This is a genomic window from Streptomyces sp. NBC_01390 (genome assembly GCF_045040105.1).
Taxonomy (GTDB): Bacteria; Actinomycetota; Actinomycetes; order Streptomycetales; family Streptomycetaceae; genus Streptomyces.
Genome location: NZ_CP109551.1, coordinates 2,699,031 through 2,715,389, shown reverse-complemented (window position 1 = coordinate 2,715,389; position 16,359 = coordinate 2,699,031). Strand labels below are relative to the sequence as shown.

The following is a 16,359-nucleotide window of genomic DNA, read 5'->3' as shown; positions in this document are numbered from 1 at the left end:
CGGTGAAACGTATGGGAAGGCTGGTGGCGGTAGTGCCCAGGACGACGGACGGTGACGGTACGCCCGTCCCGCAGCGGCTGCTGGCCGCCGCCACCCGGCTCTTCGCGGAACAGGGGTACGACCGCACGTCCGTGCAGGAGATCGTCGAGGCGGCCGGTGTCACCAAGGGGGCGCTGTACCACTACTTCGGGTCCAAGGACGACCTGCTGCACGAGGTGTACGCGCGCGTGCTCCGGGTTCAGCAGGAGCGGTTGGACGCGTTCGCGAACGCGGACGCGCCGGTGGAGGAGCGGTTGCGGCGGGCGGCGGCGGATGTGGTGGTCACGACCATCGAGAACCTCGACGACGCGATGATCTTCTTCCGCTCGATGCATCATCTGAGCCCGGAGAAGAACAAGCAGGTGCGGGCGGAAAGACGCCGGTACCACGAGCGCTTCCGGGCCCTGATCGAGGAGGGCCAGGAGACGGGTGTCTTCTCGAGGGCGACCTCGGCGGACCTGGTGGTGGACTACCACTTCGGTTCCATCCACCATCTGTCGACGTGGTACAGCCCGGAGGGCCCGTTGAGCTCGACGGAGGTCGCGGAACAACTGGCGGACCTGCTGCTGCGAGCGCTGCGCCCGTAAGGGCGGTTTCTCGCCCCCGCCGCCCCTACCCGTCCCATCCTGTCCCTGGGGGCTGCCGCCCCCAGACCCCCGCTTCGCGCTGAACGCGCTCGTCCTCAAACGCCGGACGGGCTGGAGGTGTCGGCCGGCATTGGTATTTTCAGCCCCTCCGGCGTTTGAGGAGCGGGGGTTCGGGGGCGGAGCCCCCGAGGATGGGACGGGTAGGGGCGGCGGGGGCGAGACAACTACACGTACCGCTTCAGTTCACGTCGGGCCAGGGACCGCTGGTGTACCTCGTCCGGGCCGTCCGCCAGTTTCAGTGTGCGCGCGCTCGCCCACAGCTCCGCCAGCGGGAAGTCCTGGCTCACCCCACCCGCGCCGTGCAGCTGAATCGCCTTGTCGATGATGTCGACCACCGCACGCGGCGTCGCGATCTTGATCGCCTGGATCTCCGCGTGCGCCCCCTTGTTGCCCACCGTGTCCATCATCCACGCCGTCTTCAGCACCAGCAGCCGCAGCTGCTCCACCGTGACCCGCGCGTCCGCGATCCAGTTGTGGACCACGCCCTGCTGGGCCAGCGCCTTGCCGAACGCCGTCCGGGAGACGGCCCGGCGGCACATCAGCTCGATGGCCCGCTCCGCCATCCCGATCAGCCGCATGCAGTGGTGGATACGGCCGGGGCCCAGCCGCGCCTGCGCGATGGCGAAGCCGCTGCCCTCCTCGCCGATCAGGTTCGCGGCAGGCACCCGCGCCTCGTCGAAGATCACCTCGGCGTGGCCGCCGTGGGAGTGGTCCTCGTAGCCGAACACCTGCATCGCCCGCTTGACCGTGACGCCCGGGGTGTCCCGGGGGACCAGGATCATCGACTGCTGGCGGCGGATGTCGGCGCCGTCCGGGTCGGTCTTGCCCATGACGATGAAGATCCGGCAGTCGGGGTTCATCGCCCCGGAGATGTACCACTTGCGGCCGGTGATGACGTAGTCGTCGCCGTCCCGCCGGATCCTTGTCTCGATGTTCGTCGCGTCGGACGAGGCCACCTCGGGCTCGGTCATCGCGAACGCCGAGCGGATCTCGCCCGCCAGCAGCGGCTCCAGCCACTGCTTCTTCTGCTGCTCGTCGCCGAACTGCGCCAGCACCTCCATGTTGCCGGTGTCCGGCGCCGCGCAGTTCAGCGCTGTCGGCGCCAACTGCGGGGAACGGCCGGTGATTTCGGCAAGAGGGGCGTACTGGAGGTTGGTGAGGCCGGCGCCGTGCCGGGCGTCGGGCAGGAAGAGGTTCCACAGGCCCTGGCTACGAGCCTCGGCCTTCAACTCCTCGACCACGGCCGGGGTGTCCCACGGCGAGGCCAGCGCGGCCCGCTGTTCCTCGGCCACGGCCTCCGCCGGATAGACGTACTCGTCCATGAAGGCGAGGAGCTTGGCGCGCAGTTCCTCGGTGCGCGCGTCGAACGCGAAGTCCATGACGGATCAGCCTTCCTGGAGACCTGTGCGAAGTGTGGTCAGGCCGTGCTCGATGAACACGGGGACCAGGTCCCCGATACGGTCGAAGCCCGCGCCGAGCGTCTGGCCCAGCGTGTAGCGGTAGTGGATGCCCTCCAGGATCACGGCCAGCTTGAACCAGGCGAACGCCGTGTACCAGGCGACCGCCGAGACGTCGCGCCCCGAGCGCGCCGCGTACCGTTCGATCAGCTCGGTGGGGGAGGGATGTCCGGCGGCCTCGGCGGTCGTGGACACGGGGGAGTCGGGCGCGCCCAGCGGCATGCTGTACATCACCAGCAGGCCCAGGTCGGTGAGCGGGTCGCCGAGCGTCGACATCTCCCAGTCGAGGATCGCCGTGATCCTGTCGTCCGTGTCGATGAGGACGTTGTCCAGCCGGTAGTCGCCGTGCACGATCGCCGGGGCGGACGACCGGGGCAGGGCTCGGCCGAGCGCCGCCTGCAGTTCGTCGATGCCGGCCAGGTCGCGGTTGCGGGAGGCGTCCAACTGCTTGGCCCAGCGCCGCAGTTGCCGGTCGAGGAAGCCCTCAGGTCGGCCGAAGTCCGCGAGGCCCACCTCGGCGGGGTCCACCGCGTGCAGCTCGACGAGGGTGTCCACCAGCGACAGCACCACGTCCCGGGTCCGCGCGGGGCCGATCGGGGCGAGCTGCTCGGCCGTACGGTACGGCGTGCCGGGCACGAACTCCATGACGTAGAACGGGGATCCGAGCACCGCTTCGTCCTCGCACAGCAGCACGGGACGCGGCACCGGTACGGAGGTGGGGTGCAGGGCGCTGATCACCCGGTGTTCGCGGCGCATGTCGTGCGCGGTGGCCAGGACATGGCCCAGCGGAGGGCGTCGTACCACCCACCGGGTGGTGCCGTCCGTGACCGCGTAGGTGAGGTTCGACCGGCCGCCCTCGATCAGTCGGCCGGTCAGGGGGCCGTGCACGAGTCCGGGGCGTTCGCCGTCGAGCAGGCCGCGCAGCCGGTCGAGATCGAGACCTGGCAGGTCGTCCGGGGGCATCATCGCTCCTACGCGTACGGAAACAGGACCTGCCTCATGATGCCGACCGGTCGGTATGTCGTCCAGTGGGTGAGCGAAAAGTGACCGGCGTCTCGCTTCCAGTGTGCGGAAGGAGACGCCGGCCGGGTAGGGCGGGGGTGCGGTTCCGGGTTCCGGGTGGGTTCCGGTGGCCGGAAACGGTCAGTGGTCGTCCCAGTGGCCGTCGTGCGCGGCGTGGCGGTGGCCGTCGTGCAGATAGTCGACGTGGCCGCCGTGCAGGACGCTCGGGTGCCCGCAGCCGTCCCCGTGCACATGGTCGTGGGTCTCGTGCGCCACGTGGCCGCCGGGCTCGCACTCGTCCCAGTGGCCGCTGTGCGCGCGGTGCAGATGACCGTCGTGCGCGTAGTCGACGTGGTCGCCGTGCGGCACCTCGGTGTGGCCGCAGCCCGGGCCGTGGGTGTGCTCGTGGGCCGGGTGTTCGTGGTGAAGTGTGGGGGTGCTCATGATGCTCGCCTTCGGGCAATCGCGGGTACGGAAGTGGTGGAAGTGCGGGTGGTGACGTCGGACAGGCTGACACGCGAGACGTACATATCCGGCCATTCGACTTGCGTGGCGTACGCACACCCCGGAGGGTCGGGCATGAGGAAACCGGAGGACCAGACATATGAAGGCCATCACCTACAGCCGGTACGGCGGTCCCGACGTCCTGGAGTTCGACCAGGACGCCCCGGAACCCAAGGTCGGGCCCGACTCCGTGCTGATCAAGGTGCGGGCGGCGTCGGTCAACCCGGTGGACTGGAAGTGCCGCGAGGGCTATCTCGACGGCATCCTGGACGCCGTCTTCCCGGTGACGCCGGGCTGGGACGTCTCCGGGGTCGTGGTCCGTCCGGGCCCCTCCGTCACCGAGTTCGCCGTGGGTGACGAGGTCATCGGCTACGTACGCGAGGACTTCCTCTCGCGCGGCACCTTCGCCGAGTACGTCGCCGCCCCGGTGCGCACCCTCGCCCGCAAGCCCCGCAACCTCTCCTTCGAGGAGGCTGCCGGGCTGCCGCTGGTCGGACTCACCGCCTACCAGGTGCTGGCCAAGTCGCTCCGCGTCCGCACGGGCGAGACCGTCCTGGTGCACGCGGCGGCGGGCGGGGTCGGCTCCGTCGCCGTCCAGCTGGCCCGCCGGCACCTGGGTGCGGCGCACGTCATCGGCACCGCCAGCGTGCACAACCACGACTTCGTGCGCGAACTGGGCGGCGTCCCGGTGACCTATGGCGAGGGCATGGCCGACCGGGTGCGGAAACTGGCCCCGGGCGGCGTCGACGCCGTGTTCGACACCGTCGGCGGCGACACGTTGAAGGACTCCGTCGAGCTGCTGGCCCCCGGGGGCCGCCTGGTGTCGATCGCGGACCCGGACGTCGTCGGTTTCGGCGGTCAGTACTACTTCGTACGCCCCGACGCCGCGGACCTCGCGCACCTCTCCGAGCTGGCCGAGCAGCATGTCATCTCGCTGCACGTGTCCGACACGTTCCCCCTGGAGCGCGCGGCGGAGGCGCACCGGCTGAACGCGGAGGGCCGTACCAGGGGCAAGATCGTGGTGACGGTGGACTGGGCCGAGGAGGCCTGACCGGCCGAGTCGGCGCCGGGCTCCGGCGTCAGAGGACGAGCGCCGCTCCGCACACCGCCAGGGCGACCGTGCACAGGGCGGCGGCGGTGGCGTGCCGGGCGGCGAGTCGCGGCGGACCTTCGTCGGCCGTCGTCGCGAGCGTCCGGATGCGCCGGTGGGCGACGGTCAGGAACCACAGCCACAGCACGCAGCACACCGCGCAGACGGCGATCCCGGCCGTCGAGGGCCCGCCGTGCAGGGCGCTCTTCCCGGCGAGCACGGCGGCGACGGTGCTCGACAGCGTCGTACGCCGCCACGCCAGCCGGGTCCGCTCCGGTTGCAGCCCGGGATCCCGCACCTCGGCCCCACGCCCGCCCGGCTCGCTCACCCGTTCCCCCGGACCAGTACGACGACCACCATGGCGACCGCGACCACGGCGACCGCGAGGCTCAGCAGCGCCGGGAAACGGGACACCGGCAGGTCCTCGCCCCGCCGCATCGCCCGCTCGCACCGCACCCAGTGGTTGACGGCCCGCAGCGAGCACAGCACCCCGGCGGCCAGGAGCGCGAGCGCCAGCCCCACCCGCCACCCCCATCGCAGGTCGGGCAGGAACTGGTCCACGGCGAACCCGCCGCCGATCAGCGCGAGCGCGGTACGCAGCCAGGCCAGGAAGGTGCGTTCGTTGGCGAGGGAGAAGCGGTAGTCGGGGGTGCGGCCCTCGTCGCCGATGTCCTGGGGGGCGAACCACAGGCGGACGTTCCGTGCGAAATCGATCACGTGCCGGAATTTTACGGGTTCCCGGCCGAGCGGTACGCACGGAGGCGCCGGTACGCCTCCAGGCCGTCCGGCACCCACTCCCACTCCCCGAGCCGCCCTTCCACCTCGTCCTCGGGCAGGAACGCGTGCCAGGCGACCTCCTCCACCTGGGGGTGGACGGGAAGCTCGCAGCGGACCTCGTACACCGCCGACCACCAGCTCTGGCCGGTGCCGTTGTCGTACAGGAACCTGAAGAGGGGCTCGGGGCGAGGCAGGCCCGTGACGCCGAGTTCCTCCTCGGCCTCCCTCAGAGCCGCCGTGTCGTACGACTCGCCCGCGCCCACGACTCCGCCGACGAACATGTCGTACAGGGAGGGAAAGACCATCTTGGTGGCGGTGCGGCGGTGCACGAAGATGCGGCCGTGGGCGTCCCTGGCCTGGATGAAGACGCAGCGGTGGCGCAGCCCGCGCGCGTACGCCTCGCCCCGCGGGGACCGGCCGACGACCTCGTCGTTCTCGTCGACGATGTCGAGGATCTCGTCGGCGGGGTCAATGGGATCCGTGGGATCAGCGGGAGTAGTGCTCCCGGGGGAGTGAGTGCTCATGTCCGCCATCCAAGCCCATCGCCCTCGGTGTGCTGCCGTTCGGCATCGCCGGGTGGAGGCCCAGCAGGACGATGCCCACGACCACCGCCGCGAGGCCCGCCGCCTCCCATGCCAGCGCGCCGGTGTCGGTGTGCAGCCGGTCGCCGAGGAAGCCGACGCCGCAGACGATGCCGGCCAGTGGCTGGGCCGCCGTGAGGGCGGGGAGGGACATCCGCAGGGGAGCGGTCTCGAAGGCGCTCTGGACCAGGATCAGACCGGTGAGGCCGAGGAGCAGTACGCCGTACGGCTGCCAGCCGGTGAGGAGGTGGGTCAGGCCGCCCTCCGAGAAGCGCTGGCCGCTGACCCGCGTCAGGGCGTCCTGCACGCCGTAGAGGAGGCCGGCCGCCAGGGCCAGGAGAACGGGGCCCGCGCTGAGCCGGGACCGCTTCGCGTACGTCGTGAGGAGCAGGGCGACGCCGAGCATGGCGCCGATGATCAGCCAGTGACGCCAGGGGTCCGAGACGGCCGAGCCGCCGCGCGGTTCGCCCGCCACGATGAACGCCGTCACCCCGCCGGCGAGAAGCAGCAGGCCCGTCCAGCCCTGGCGGCCCAGCGGCTGCTTGGTCTGCTTGCGGGAGAGGGCGAGCGCGAAGAGCAGGTTCGTCGCGAGGAGCGGCTCCACCAGGGACACCTCGCCCTGGCTCAGTGCGACGGCGCCCAGCACCATGCCCGCCACCATCAGGCCGATGCCGCCGAGCCAGCGCGGCACCCGCACCAGGTCCAGCAGCAGCCGCGGGGAGAGGAAGTCGCTCAGGGGGGCCTGCCGGGCCACGTTCTGCTGCAGGACGAAGCCGAGGCCCAGACAGCAGGCGGCGCTCACGGCGAGAGTCAGAACCAGGACGGACACGCGACGTACCTCGATGACGGGGCAGGGTATGGGGTGTGGTAAAGGCCGACTGTAGTCGTCCTCGACCGGTCCTGCCCCGGAGATGTGACGGAATCGTGGAGCCGACGGTTCCTCCCCGTCCGCACGGTGACCGTTTCGCGACTTAACGTCATCCCTGCGGTATTGGCGGGGCCTGCCGGGTTCTGTCAGCTCGTCAGGTCAACTGTCCTATACGGATGCGTAATTGACACGTGTCGTGAACGGATCCGGCCTTGACGTGAAGCATTCGTGGAGGGTTTGCTGGCCGTGATCAACCGATGGCAGTCGAATGATCGCCGTCCGCAGACCGCGTCGTGTGAGGAAGTTCCCCGCGGTGTCTCCACCTCCACCACCCCTGGGCCGGGGCCGTAAGCGTGCCGCCCAGGCCTTCGACGCCGCGCTCGACGACACCGAACTCGTCGCCGCGCGCACCGCTCTGGCCCAGGGGCGCTGGCAGGCCGTCCGCGCACTGCTCACCACCACCGGCGACGACTGGGACCGCCGGGGACACCGGGTCACGGTCCTCGCCCTGGAATCCGGCACCGCCGCCTGGGCCCGTGACTGGCAGCTGGCCGAACCCGAGTCCGCCGACGCCGCCGTCCTGCTCGCCGTGGCCACCGTCCAGCGGGCCCTGGTGGGCAAGGATAATCCGGCCCGGGCCCGCGACGCCTGCCATGCCGCCGCCGCGCTCGCTCCCGCCGACCCCACACCCTGGCTCGGGCTGCTCCTGCTGGAGCGGAGGATGGGCCTGGAGGAGACCGTCGTCCAGCTCTTCGACGAGGTCCGGCACCGCTACCCGGACCATCACCACGCCCACCATCTGATGGTCGCGCGCCTCGCCGAGCGGCGTACCGCCGCCGGCCAGGATCCGCTGCACGAGGTGTACGACTTCGCCAACTGGGCCGTCGAACAGGCCCCCGCCGACTCGCCGTTGGCGATCCTGCCGGTCGTCGCGCACGCCGAGCGCTACCGCGTCCTCGCCGCCGCAGGCCTGGAGTCCGCAGACCCGGCGTCCTCCGGGCACTGGGTCGGACGGCGGGCCCGCCAGGTGATGAAGGCCGCGTTCGACTGGTGGCTGGAGTGGGAGCGCGACGACCATCCGCGCCGCCTGGTCGACCTCAACTTCCTTGCCCACGCCAAGTTCTGCGAGGGGCGGGGCGCGGAGGCCGCGGCCCTGTTCCACCGGATCGGCCCGCACCAGACGCCCGTCCCGTGGTCCTACCCGGACCGCGACCCGCACACCGCCTTCCGTGCCGCCCGCGACAGCGCGCTGGGCACGGTGTAACGCCCCCACACGCTTCACGCACGACTGAACAGCATGACCGATCACGCAACACCGCTCACGCTTCACCGATCACGCACCAGTGAAAATTTCCGTACGCCCGAAAGGACAACCCCGCGATGACGACGGGCAGTTCGAGCACCAGCAGACCCAGTGCCGGCGACAGCGGCATCAGTACCTTCAAGGGGCAGGAGCGCGCCCTGCGCGCGGACCGCCTCGGCACCGGGGGGCTGCTGCTCTCCGTGCTCGCCGCGACCGCTCCCCTCATGGTGGTCGCAGGTGTCATGCCCACCACATTCGCGGTGATGGGCATCGTCGGCCAGCCCCTGCTCTTCGTCCTTCTCGGCGTCGTCCTCGTCCTCTTCAGCGTCGGGTACGCCGAGATGAGCCGCCACGTCCACAACGCGGGTGCCTTCTACGCCTACATCTCGCGTGGCCTCGGCGGCACCGCCGGGGCGAGCGCCGCGATGCTCGCACTGGTCGCCTACAACGCCCTCCAGGTCGGTATCTACGGCATCTTCGGGTTCGAGGTCTCCAGCCTGTTCTCCACCTATCTGGACACCGAAGTCGCCTGGTGGATACCGGCGTTGCTGGCCGCGCTGGCCGTCGGCGCGCTCGGCTGGCTGAAGATCGACGTCAACGCGCGGGTGCTCGGCGTACTGATAGTCATCGAGGTCGTCCTCGTCGTCATCTTCGACATCGCCGCCGTCGCCGACCCGTCGAAGGAGGGACTGTCGCTGCACGCCTTCAACCCCGACACCCTCACCGGCGCGGGCGTCGGCACCGCCCTGTGCTTCTGCATCGCCGCCTTCACCGGCTTCGAACAGGCCCCCGTATACGCCGAGGAGACGAGCCGGCCGCACGTCCTGGTCCCGCGCGTGATGTTCCTCGCCGTCAGCTTCGTCGCCGTGTTCTTCGCGATCAGCTCATGGGCGTTCACGGTCGCCGCGGGCCCCTCCGCGATCGTCGGCACCGCGCAGAAGGAGAGCGCCGGACTGCTGTTCTCCCTCACCGAGTCCCGGCTCGGCGGTACCTTCACGGACGTCCTGCACGTCCTGTTCGTGACCGGCATGTTCGCCGCGCTGCTCAGCTTCCACAACGTGGTCGCCCGGTACGCCTTCGCCATGGGCCGCGAGGGACTGCTGCCCGCGACCTTCGGCCGTACCACCGGCGCCAGCGGCGCGCCCGGCACCGGCTCGCTCCTGCAGACCGTCGTGGCCGTGGTGGTCGTGGCGGCCTTCGCGGTGTCCGACGACGGACCGGTCGGTGACCCCACCACTCCCGTGCTGAAGCTGTTCACCTGGCTGGGCAACATCGGCGCCCTGGGCGTGATCGTGCTGATGGCGGCGGCCTCCGTCTCGGTCATCGCCTTCTTCGCCCGTCGTGGCGCCGTGGGCGCCCAGGCCTGGCGGCTGCTGACGTCCGCGCTGGCCGGCATCGCGCTGCTCGTCATCGCCGGCTACACGATCAGGGACTTCGACATCCTGGTCGGCACGGGCCCCGACTCCTCCCTCAACTGGCTCCTCCCCGGGATCATCGGCGCCGCAGTGGTCGTCGGCCTGGTCCAGGGCGTGGTGCTGCGCTCCCGCAAGCCCGAGGTGCACGCCCGGATCGGGCTCGGCAACGAGGCGTTCCAGCTGGACAAGGTGGCCGAGTCGGCGGAGTCCGCGGAGGCGGCCTCCTGAGCACGTTTTCCGGGGCCGCCACCTGAGAACCGGGTGAGAAGCGGTTACGGAAGTCTGACGCGTACCCGCGATCCCTGGCTCGACAGGGGTCGCGGGTGTTCGAATGGATACGTGAACTCCGAACGACCCCAACCCCGACCGTCCGAACGACCCGGGGCAGGCGAAGAACGCGACGGGCAGGACCGGGGTACGCCCATCGGCCGCCGGGTCCTGCTCGGCACCCTCGGCCTCGGCGCGCTGGGCGTGGTCGCCGCGCCCGGCCTTCAGCGCGGTATGGAGGCCTTCCTCGCCGGCGCGGCGGAGAAGGACCCCACCGGCCTGACCGGCCTCCTCCCGAACGGCGGCGGCTTCCGTTACTACTCGGTGACGTCCTCCGTACCCCACAAGGACGCGGGCAACTACCAGCTGAAGATCGACGGCCTCGTCGACAGACCGGCCACCTACACCCTGGCCGACCTGCGGGCGATGCCCCAGACCAGGATGGTCAAGGACGTCCAGTGCGTCACGGGCTGGCGGGTGCCCGGCACGCCCTTCGAAGGGGTCCGGCTGTCCCGGCTCCTGGACGCGGCGGGAGTGCGCTCCTCGGCCGGGGCGGTGCGCTTCACCTGCTTCGACGGCGCCTACTCCGAGAGCCTCACCCTCGACCAGGCGCGCCGCGCCGACGTCCTGGTGGCGCTGCGCATGCAGGACAAGAACCTGAGCCACAGCCACGGCGGCCCGGTCCGCCTGTATGTCGCCCCCATGTACTTCTACAAGTCCGCCAAGTGGCTCTCCGGCATCACGGTCACCGAGGACGTACGGGCCGGCTACTGGGAGAACCGCGGCTACGACATCGACGCCTGGGTCGGCAAATCGAACGGACGCGACGATGAGCCTACGAGCTGACGCCCCGGCCCCCTCCGCCACGGAGGTACGCCGCTTCGGCCGCTCCCAGAAGTGGGTGCACCGCGTGACGGCCGCGCTGATGGGCGTGTGCGTGGCGACGGCGGCCTGTCTGTACATCCCCCAGTTCGCCGAGCTGGTCGGCCGCCGCGAGCTGGTCGTCCGCGTCCACGAGCTGGCGGGCCTCGCCCTGCCGGTACCCGTCCTGGCCGGCCTGGCCTCCCGCGCCTTCCGACGGGACCTCGGCTTCCTCAACCGTTTCGGCCCGCACGACGGCGTCTGGCTGCGCGCGGCCCTACGACGTGACAAGCGCCGCACCTCGCGCCCGGCGGGCAAGTTCAACGCGGGCCAGAAGGTCTACGCGTCCTGGATCGCGGGCGCCACCCTGGTCATGCTCGGCACGGGCCTGCTCATGTGGTTCACCCACCTCACCCCGCTGATGTGGCGCACCAGCGCAACCTTCGTCCACGACTGGCTGGCCCTCACCATCGGCATCGTCCTGGCCGGCCACATCGGCATGGCCCTGGCCGACCCAGAGGCCCGCCGAGGCCTCAGAACGGGCACGGTAACCAAGAGGTGGGCGGACGAAGAACACCCCCTGTGGCGCCCCTGAGCCCTTGATAGGGGCGCGGGGAACTGCGCGACCAGCCACGACGGCCCCGCGCCCAACGCACTTCCGGGGGCTGACGGGCCCTTGTCAGGGGCGCGAGGAACTGCGCGATCAGCCACGACGGACCCGCAGCCAACGCACTCTCAGGGCCAAACGAGCCCTTGATAGGGGCGCGGGGAACTGCGCGACCAGCCACAGCGGCCCCGCAGCCAACGCCCCCCACCTCCAGCGGACCCCTCACACCCCGCCGAAATCCAACAGCACCTTGCACGACCTCCCCCGATCCCCCGCCAGCACAAACGCCGACTCCGCCTCCCCAACCGGCACCACCGCACTGACCAGCCCGTCCAGCCCCGGCTCAGCCGCCAGCAGAGCCAACGCCTCGTCGAACTCCGTGTCGAAGCGAAACGCGCCCCGCACCTCGATCTCCCGCGTGACGACGAGGTTCCCCGCGAAGGGACTGGGCCCCGGCGGCAACAGCCCGAGCTGCACGACGACCCCACCCCGCCGCACCAGACGCAGGCAGGTGTCCAACCCGGCGGCCACCCCCGACGCCTCGACGGCGACGTCCACCTCGGCCGGCCACCCGGGATCGCCGGGATCGTCCGCCCGTACGACCGAGTCGGCGCCCGCGACCACCGCGTACCGCAGGGCCTGCGGGAGCAGATCAGTGACCGTCACCCGAGCCGCGCCTGCCGCTTTCGCCGCCGCAACGACCAGGCACCCGATGGGCCCGGCGCCGGTGACGAGGACGTGCCTGCCGGACAGCTCCCCGGCCCGGCGTACGGCGTGCAGGGCGACGGAGAAGGGTTCGGCCAGGGCAGCCAGGTGCAGCGGCAGGCCCGCCGGTACGGGCCTCAACTGCTCTGCGGGGACGACCAGTCGCGCCGCGAAGCCGCCCTGGACGTGGGGCGTGCGGGCGGCGCTGCCGAGGTAACGCGTGTCCCGGCAGACGTTGCGCCGGCCGGACGCGCACTCGGGACACACCCCGCACGGGGTCGCCGGGTGCACGGCAACCGGCGTACCCACGACGGGACCTGACGCACCGTCACCGTACGAGACGACCGCCCCCACGACCTCGTGGCCCAGCACCATCGGCTCCTTGAGACGGAAGTCGCCGACCCCGCCGTGCCGCCAGTAGTGCAGGTCCGAGCCGCAGACCCCGCCGTACCGGACCGCCACCAGCGCCTCGCCGGGCCCGGGGGCCGGTACCGGCAACTCGTCGACCCGCAGGTCGCCCTCGCCGTGGATCACGCAACCGAGCATCGGGAGAACCCCTTTCGTGTCCGCTTTCGTGTCCGCGCTCGTCCGTGTCACAGGACGCTGGTCATGCCGCCGTCGACGTACAGCACCTGGCCGCCGACGAAGTCCGCCGCCGGGGAGGCGAGGAACAGCACACCGCCCACCAGGTCCTCCGTACGCCCCCACCGCCCGGCCGGCGTGCGTTTGCGCACCCAGGCGCTGAACTCCGGGTCGTCGACGAGAGGTTGGGTGAGTTCCGTCTCGATGTAGCCGGGGCCGAGGGCGTTCACCTGGACTCCGTGCGGGCCCCAGTCCGCGCACATGCCCTTGGTGAGCATCTTCAGCGCGCCCTTGGTGGCCGTGTAGGGCGCGATACCCGGGCGGGCCACCTCGCTCTGCACCGAGCAGATGTTGACGATCTTGCCGTGGCCGCGTTCCGTCATCCGGCGGGCCGCCTCCCGGCCCACCAGGAACGCGCTGGTGAGGTTGGTGTCGAGGATGCGGTGCCAGTCGGAGTCGCTGAACTCCAGGAGTGGCGCCCGCAGTTGCATGCCGGCGTTGTTGACCAGGATGTCGAGCGGGCCGACCCGCTCCTCGATGTCCGCGATACCGGCGGCGACCGAGGGGCCGTCGGTGACGTCGAACGCGGCGGTGTGGATGTCCCCGGACTCGGCGGCCAGTTCGGCGGCGGCCTTCGTCAGCCGGTCGCCATCGCGCCCGTTGAGGACGACCGTGCAGCCCGCCTCGGCCAGTCCCCGGGCCAGGGCGAGGCCGATGCCCCGGCTGGACCCGGTGACCAGGGCCGTACGGCCGCTGATGTCGAACAGGGGGTGACTCATGCCCGTACGTCCAGTCATTTCCCGTACCCCTGGCCCTAGATCACGAGTGAGAGCAGCAGGACCAGGCCGCCCGCGACCACGGAGATGATCGTCTCCATGATCGACCAGGTCTTGAGGGTCTGGCCGACGTTCAGGCCGAAGTACTCCTTGACCAGCCAGAATCCGGCGTCGTTGACATGGCTGAAGAAGAGGGAGCCGGCGCCGATGGCCAGGACGAGGAGGGCCGCGTGGGCCGTCGACATGTCGGCCGCGAGCGGGGCCACGAGGCCGGCCGCGGAGACCGTCGCCACCGTCGCCGAGCCCGTCGCCAGCCGGATCGCCACCGCGATCAGCCAGGCCAGCAGCAGCGCCGGGATCGACCAGTCCTCGGATATGTCCAGGACCATCTTGCCGACTCCGGAGTCGATCAGCGTCTGCTTGAAGCCGCCGCCGGCGCCGACGATCAGCAGGATGCCCGCGATGGGCGCGAGGCCCGTGTCGACGATCCGCGAGATGCGTTCCTTGCTGAACTCGGCCGGGCGGCCCAGCGTGAAGATGCCCACGAGGACGGCGGCGAGCAGGGCTATCAGCGGGGAGCCGACGACGTCGAAGACGCGCTGCACCATGTGCGTGGGGTCGTCGATGATGATGTCGACCAGCGCCTTGGACAGCATCAGGACGACGGGGAGGAGGATCGTGGCGAGGGTGGCACCGAAGCCGGGGCGCTTCTCCAGGTCCTCGGAGGGGCGCTGGGGGATCATGCGGTCGGGGGCGGGCACATCCACCCAGCGGGCCGCGACCTTCGAGAACAGCGGGCCGGCGATGATCACCGTCGGGACGGCCACCAGAACACCGAGCGCCAGCGTCACACCGAGGTTGGCGCCGACCGCGTCGATCGCGATCAGCGGACCGGGGTGCGGCGGGACCAGCCCGTGCATCACGGACAGGCCGGCCAGCGCCGGGATGCCGATGCGCATCAGGGAGTAGTTGCCGCGCTTGGCGACCATCAGGACGACCGGGATCAGCAGGACGACGCCGACCTCGAAGAACAGCGGCAGGCCGATCACGGAGGCGATCAGGACCATCGCCCACGGCATGGTCCGGCCGGAGGCCCTCGCCAGGATCGTGTCGACGATCTGGTCCGCGCCGCCGGAGTCGGCGAGCAGCTTGCCGAGGATCGCGCCCAGGGCGATCAGGACGCCCACACCGGCCACCGTCGAGCCGAGCCCGGTGGTGAAACTGGCGATGGCCTTGTCGAGCGGCGCGCCCGCGAAGGCGCCCAGCGCGAGCGAGCCGATGGTCAGGGCGAGGAAGGCGTGCAGCTTGAACTTGGTGATCAGCAGGACGATGAGCGCGATACCCGCCAGCACGGCGATGCCCAACTGGGCATGGCCGGCCGAGGTGATCGGCTCGACGGTGTCCGCTGCCAGCATCTCGACGCTGAGTCTGGTCACGGTGGTTCCCTTGTCTTCTGGAGTACTTCAGGGGGTCTGGAAAGGGACTTTCCAGCGCTACGAGCTACGAGCTACGAGCTGCGGAGTGCCTCGGGGCCGTTGAGGTCGCCGAGGTCGCCGAGCGCCGCCACAGCGCGGGCGGTGATCTCCTCCGGGGTGCCGGAGACGTTCACCGCGACGCCCGCCTCGTCCGCTTCGAGCGGCTGGAGGGTGGCGAACTGGGAGTCGAGCAGCGCCGTCGGCATGAAGTGGCCCTGCCGATGCGCCATCCGGTCCTCGATGAGGGCCCGGTCGCCGGTGAGGTGCACGAAGACCACCCCGGGTGCGGCGGCACGCAGTCGGTCGCGGTACGAACGCTTCAGCGCCGAACTGCTCACCACCCCGCCCAGCCCGGCCCTGCCGTGCGCCCACTCGCCGATGGAGTCCAGCCACGGCCAGCGGTCGTCGTCGGTCAGCGGGGTCCCGGCCGTCATCTTGTGAATGTTGGCCGGGGGGTGGAAGTCGTCGCCCTCGGCGTACGGAACGCCGAGCCGGGCCGCGAGCAGGGGACCGATCGTGGTCTTCCCGGTGCCCGCGACGCCCATGACCACGACGACGTGGGGGGTGCGCATCTGCTGCATGGACGCAATGAAACGCATTAGGTCTGACAAATTCAAGACCTGAGAATGATTAAGTCTGACTTTTTAGGAGTGTGACGTGCCCCGTACGCTGAGTGCATGAGCACACCGGGTCGAGGGCTGCACGGCCATGTACTGGAAACCCTCGGGCCGGCGATCACCGCGGGCGAGTACCCTCCGGGCAGCGTTCTGCGCACGGACGAGCTGGCCCAGCGCTTCGACGTGTCACGCTCGGTGATGCGGGAGGCGGTCCGGGTCCTGGAGTCGATGCACCTGGTCGAGTCCCGCCGCCGGGTCGGCGTCACCGTCCGCCCCAAGGCCGAGTGGAACGTGTACGACCCCCAGGTCATCCGCTGGCGGCTGGCAGGCACCGACCGCCCGCAGCAGCTGCGCTCCCTCACCGTGCTGCGCTCCGCCATCGAGCCGGTCGCTGCGGGCCTGGCCGCCAAGTTCGCCACCGCCGAGCAGTGCGCACGGCTCACGGAGTGCGCGCTGGGCATGGTCGCCAACTCGCGCGGCCATCAGCTGGAGGGCTATCTGGTCCACGACGTGGCCTTCCACCGGGTGATCCTGGAGGCCTCCGGCAACGAGATGTTCGCCCGTCTGGGCGACGTCGTCGCGGAGGTCCTGGCCGGCCGCACCCATCACGAGGTCATGTTCGAGGACCCCGACCCGACCGCCGTCACCCTGCACGTACAGGTCGCCGAGGCGGTCCGCGAGGGCGACGGGGAGCGCGCGGAGCGACTCACCCGGGAGATCGCGGTCGGGGCCCTCCAGGAACTGGACATCCTCGCGCCCTAGGGCCCCTAGGGGCCCTAGAAGTCA

At 70.8% G+C, this 16,359-nt stretch carries 18 protein-coding genes; 7 read left to right on the top strand and 11 right to left on the bottom strand.

The window, feature by feature from the left end; translation table 11 throughout:
* The first annotated feature begins 32 nt into the window (after window positions 1-32).
* Window positions 33-626 (top strand): TetR/AcrR family transcriptional regulator, encoded by a 594-nt coding sequence (locus OG241_RS12070; RefSeq protein WP_164317892.1) that lies wholly within the window; start codon window positions 33-35, stop codon window positions 624-626.
* Between the two features lie 224 nt (window positions 627-850).
* Here the strand turns inward: OG241_RS12070 and OG241_RS12065 are convergent, their stop codons facing one another.
* From OG241_RS12065 to OG241_RS12055, 3 genes are all read right to left on the bottom strand, one after another.
* Entirely contained in the window at window positions 851-2,065 is a 1,215-nt protein-coding gene (locus OG241_RS12065) for an acyl-CoA dehydrogenase family protein (protein WP_405815243.1), read from the bottom strand.
* A gap of 6 nt (window positions 2,066-2,071) precedes the next feature.
* Window positions 2,072-3,106: a phosphotransferase family protein gene (locus OG241_RS12060; RefSeq protein WP_405826164.1), complete on the bottom strand. Its 1,035-nt coding sequence runs from the start codon at window positions 3,104-3,106 to the stop codon at window positions 2,072-2,074.
* 180 nt (window positions 3,107-3,286) lie between these two features.
* Complete coding sequence (locus OG241_RS12055) at window positions 3,287-3,589, bottom strand: hypothetical protein (protein ID WP_405815242.1); 303 nt, start codon at window positions 3,587-3,589, stop codon at window positions 3,287-3,289.
* A gap of 160 nt (window positions 3,590-3,749) precedes the next feature.
* Here OG241_RS12055 and OG241_RS12050 point away from each other — a divergent pair, with 160 nt between their 5' ends.
* Window positions 3,750-4,700 carry an NADP-dependent oxidoreductase gene (locus OG241_RS12050; protein ID WP_405815241.1) on the top strand — a complete coding sequence of 317 codons (951 nt, stop codon included), beginning with the start codon at window positions 3,750-3,752 and terminating at the stop codon, window positions 4,698-4,700.
* 28 nt (window positions 4,701-4,728) lie between these two features.
* On the opposite strand, the gene OG241_RS12045 is transcribed toward OG241_RS12050, so the two are convergent.
* The 4 genes from OG241_RS12045 to OG241_RS12030 are packed head-to-tail and all read right to left on the bottom strand — an operon-like array spanning window position 4,729 to window position 6,926.
* Entirely contained in the window at window positions 4,729-5,067 is a 339-nt protein-coding gene (locus tag OG241_RS12045) for a DUF202 domain-containing protein (protein ID WP_405815240.1), read from the bottom strand.
* Window positions 5,064-5,456, bottom strand: a complete 393-nt coding sequence (locus tag OG241_RS12040) for a YidH family protein (protein ID WP_405815239.1) — start codon at window positions 5,454-5,456, stop codon at window positions 5,064-5,066. Before OG241_RS12040 ends, OG241_RS12045 begins: the two co-directional genes overlap by 4 nt.
* An 11-nt stretch (window positions 5,457-5,467) precedes the next feature.
* Entirely contained in the window at window positions 5,468-5,989 is a 522-nt protein-coding gene (locus OG241_RS12035; RefSeq protein WP_405826162.1) for an NUDIX hydrolase, read from the bottom strand.
* A 13-nt stretch (window positions 5,990-6,002) separates the two neighbouring features.
* Window positions 6,003-6,926, bottom strand: a complete 924-nt coding sequence (locus tag OG241_RS12030) for a DMT family transporter (protein ID WP_405815238.1) — start codon at window positions 6,924-6,926, stop codon at window positions 6,003-6,005.
* Between the two features lie 352 nt (window positions 6,927-7,278).
* Between OG241_RS12030 and OG241_RS12025 the strand changes: the two genes are divergently transcribed.
* The 4 genes from OG241_RS12025 to OG241_RS12010 all read left to right on the top strand — a co-directional run bounded on the left by OG241_RS12025 (window position 7,279) and on the right by OG241_RS12010 (window position 11,406).
* Complete coding sequence (locus OG241_RS12025; RefSeq protein ID WP_405815237.1) at window positions 7,279-8,229, top strand: hypothetical protein; 951 nt, start codon at window positions 7,279-7,281, stop codon at window positions 8,227-8,229.
* Window positions 8,230-8,345: 116 nt separating this feature from the next.
* A complete protein-coding gene (locus OG241_RS12020; protein ID WP_405815236.1) occupies window positions 8,346-9,911 on the top strand; it encodes an APC family permease in 1,566 nt (521 codons plus the stop codon).
* Window positions 9,912-10,022: 111 nt separating this feature from the next.
* Window positions 10,023-10,796 carry a molybdopterin-dependent oxidoreductase gene (locus OG241_RS12015; protein WP_405815235.1) on the top strand — a complete coding sequence of 258 codons (774 nt, stop codon included), beginning with the start codon at window positions 10,023-10,025 and terminating at the stop codon, window positions 10,794-10,796.
* Window positions 10,780-11,406 carry a cytochrome b/b6 domain-containing protein gene (locus OG241_RS12010; protein ID WP_405815233.1) on the top strand — a complete coding sequence of 209 codons (627 nt, stop codon included), beginning with the start codon at window positions 10,780-10,782 and terminating at the stop codon, window positions 11,404-11,406. The genes OG241_RS12015 and OG241_RS12010 overlap by 17 nt, the downstream gene beginning before the upstream one ends.
* Before the next feature lie 234 nt (window positions 11,407-11,640).
* On the opposite strand, the gene OG241_RS12005 is transcribed toward OG241_RS12010, so the two are convergent.
* The 4 genes from OG241_RS12005 to OG241_RS11990 all read right to left on the bottom strand — a co-directional run bounded on the left by OG241_RS12005 (window position 11,641) and on the right by OG241_RS11990 (window position 15,528).
* The gene (locus OG241_RS12005; RefSeq protein WP_405815232.1) at window positions 11,641-12,669 is read right to left on the bottom strand and encodes an L-idonate 5-dehydrogenase; all 1,029 of its coding nucleotides are present in this window, start codon (window positions 12,667-12,669) and stop codon (window positions 11,641-11,643) included.
* A gap of 47 nt (window positions 12,670-12,716) precedes the next feature.
* Window positions 12,717-13,484, bottom strand: a complete 768-nt coding sequence (locus OG241_RS12000; RefSeq protein WP_405815230.1) for a glucose 1-dehydrogenase — start codon at window positions 13,482-13,484, stop codon at window positions 12,717-12,719.
* A gap of 35 nt (window positions 13,485-13,519) precedes the next feature.
* Window positions 13,520-14,917 (bottom strand): gluconate:H+ symporter, encoded by a 1,398-nt coding sequence (locus tag OG241_RS11995; protein WP_405815229.1) that lies wholly within the window; start codon window positions 14,915-14,917, stop codon window positions 13,520-13,522.
* A 71-nt stretch (window positions 14,918-14,988) separates the two neighbouring features.
* Entirely contained in the window at window positions 14,989-15,528 is a 540-nt protein-coding gene (locus OG241_RS11990) for a gluconokinase (RefSeq protein ID WP_405826161.1), read from the bottom strand.
* Between the two features lie 105 nt (window positions 15,529-15,633).
* Between OG241_RS11990 and OG241_RS11985 the strand changes: the two genes are divergently transcribed.
* Window positions 15,634-16,335 carry a FadR/GntR family transcriptional regulator gene (locus OG241_RS11985; RefSeq protein ID WP_405815228.1) on the top strand — a complete coding sequence of 234 codons (702 nt, stop codon included), beginning with the start codon at window positions 15,634-15,636 and terminating at the stop codon, window positions 16,333-16,335.
* Window positions 16,336-16,359 lie beyond the last annotated feature (24 nt).

Coding starts and splice junctions, on each gene's coding strand:
- OG241_RS12060 (WP_405826164.1), bottom strand. CDS start 3,106: ATGCCCCCGGACGACCTGCCAGGTCTCGATCTCGACCGGCTGCGCGGC.
- OG241_RS12020 (WP_405815236.1), top strand. CDS start 8,346: ATGACGACGGGCAGTTCGAGCACCAGCAGACCCAGTGCCGGCGACAGC.
- OG241_RS12000 (WP_405815230.1), bottom strand. CDS start 13,484: ATGAGTCACCCCCTGTTCGACATCAGCGGCCGTACGGCCCTGGTCACC.
- OG241_RS12050 (WP_405815241.1), top strand. CDS start 3,750: ATGAAGGCCATCACCTACAGCCGGTACGGCGGTCCCGACGTCCTGGAG.
- OG241_RS12065 (WP_405815243.1), bottom strand. CDS start 2,065: ATGGACTTCGCGTTCGACGCGCGCACCGAGGAACTGCGCGCCAAGCTC.
- OG241_RS11990 (WP_405826161.1), bottom strand. CDS start 15,528: ATGCGCACCCCCCACGTCGTCGTGGTCATGGGCGTCGCGGGCACCGGG.
- OG241_RS11985 (WP_405815228.1), top strand. CDS start 15,634: ATGAGCACACCGGGTCGAGGGCTGCACGGCCATGTACTGGAAACCCTC.
- OG241_RS12010 (WP_405815233.1), top strand. CDS start 10,780: ATGAGCCTACGAGCTGACGCCCCGGCCCCCTCCGCCACGGAGGTACGC.
- OG241_RS12005 (WP_405815232.1), bottom strand. CDS start 12,669: ATGCTCGGTTGCGTGATCCACGGCGAGGGCGACCTGCGGGTCGACGAG.
- OG241_RS12055 (WP_405815242.1), bottom strand. CDS start 3,589: ATGAGCACCCCCACACTTCACCACGAACACCCGGCCCACGAGCACACC.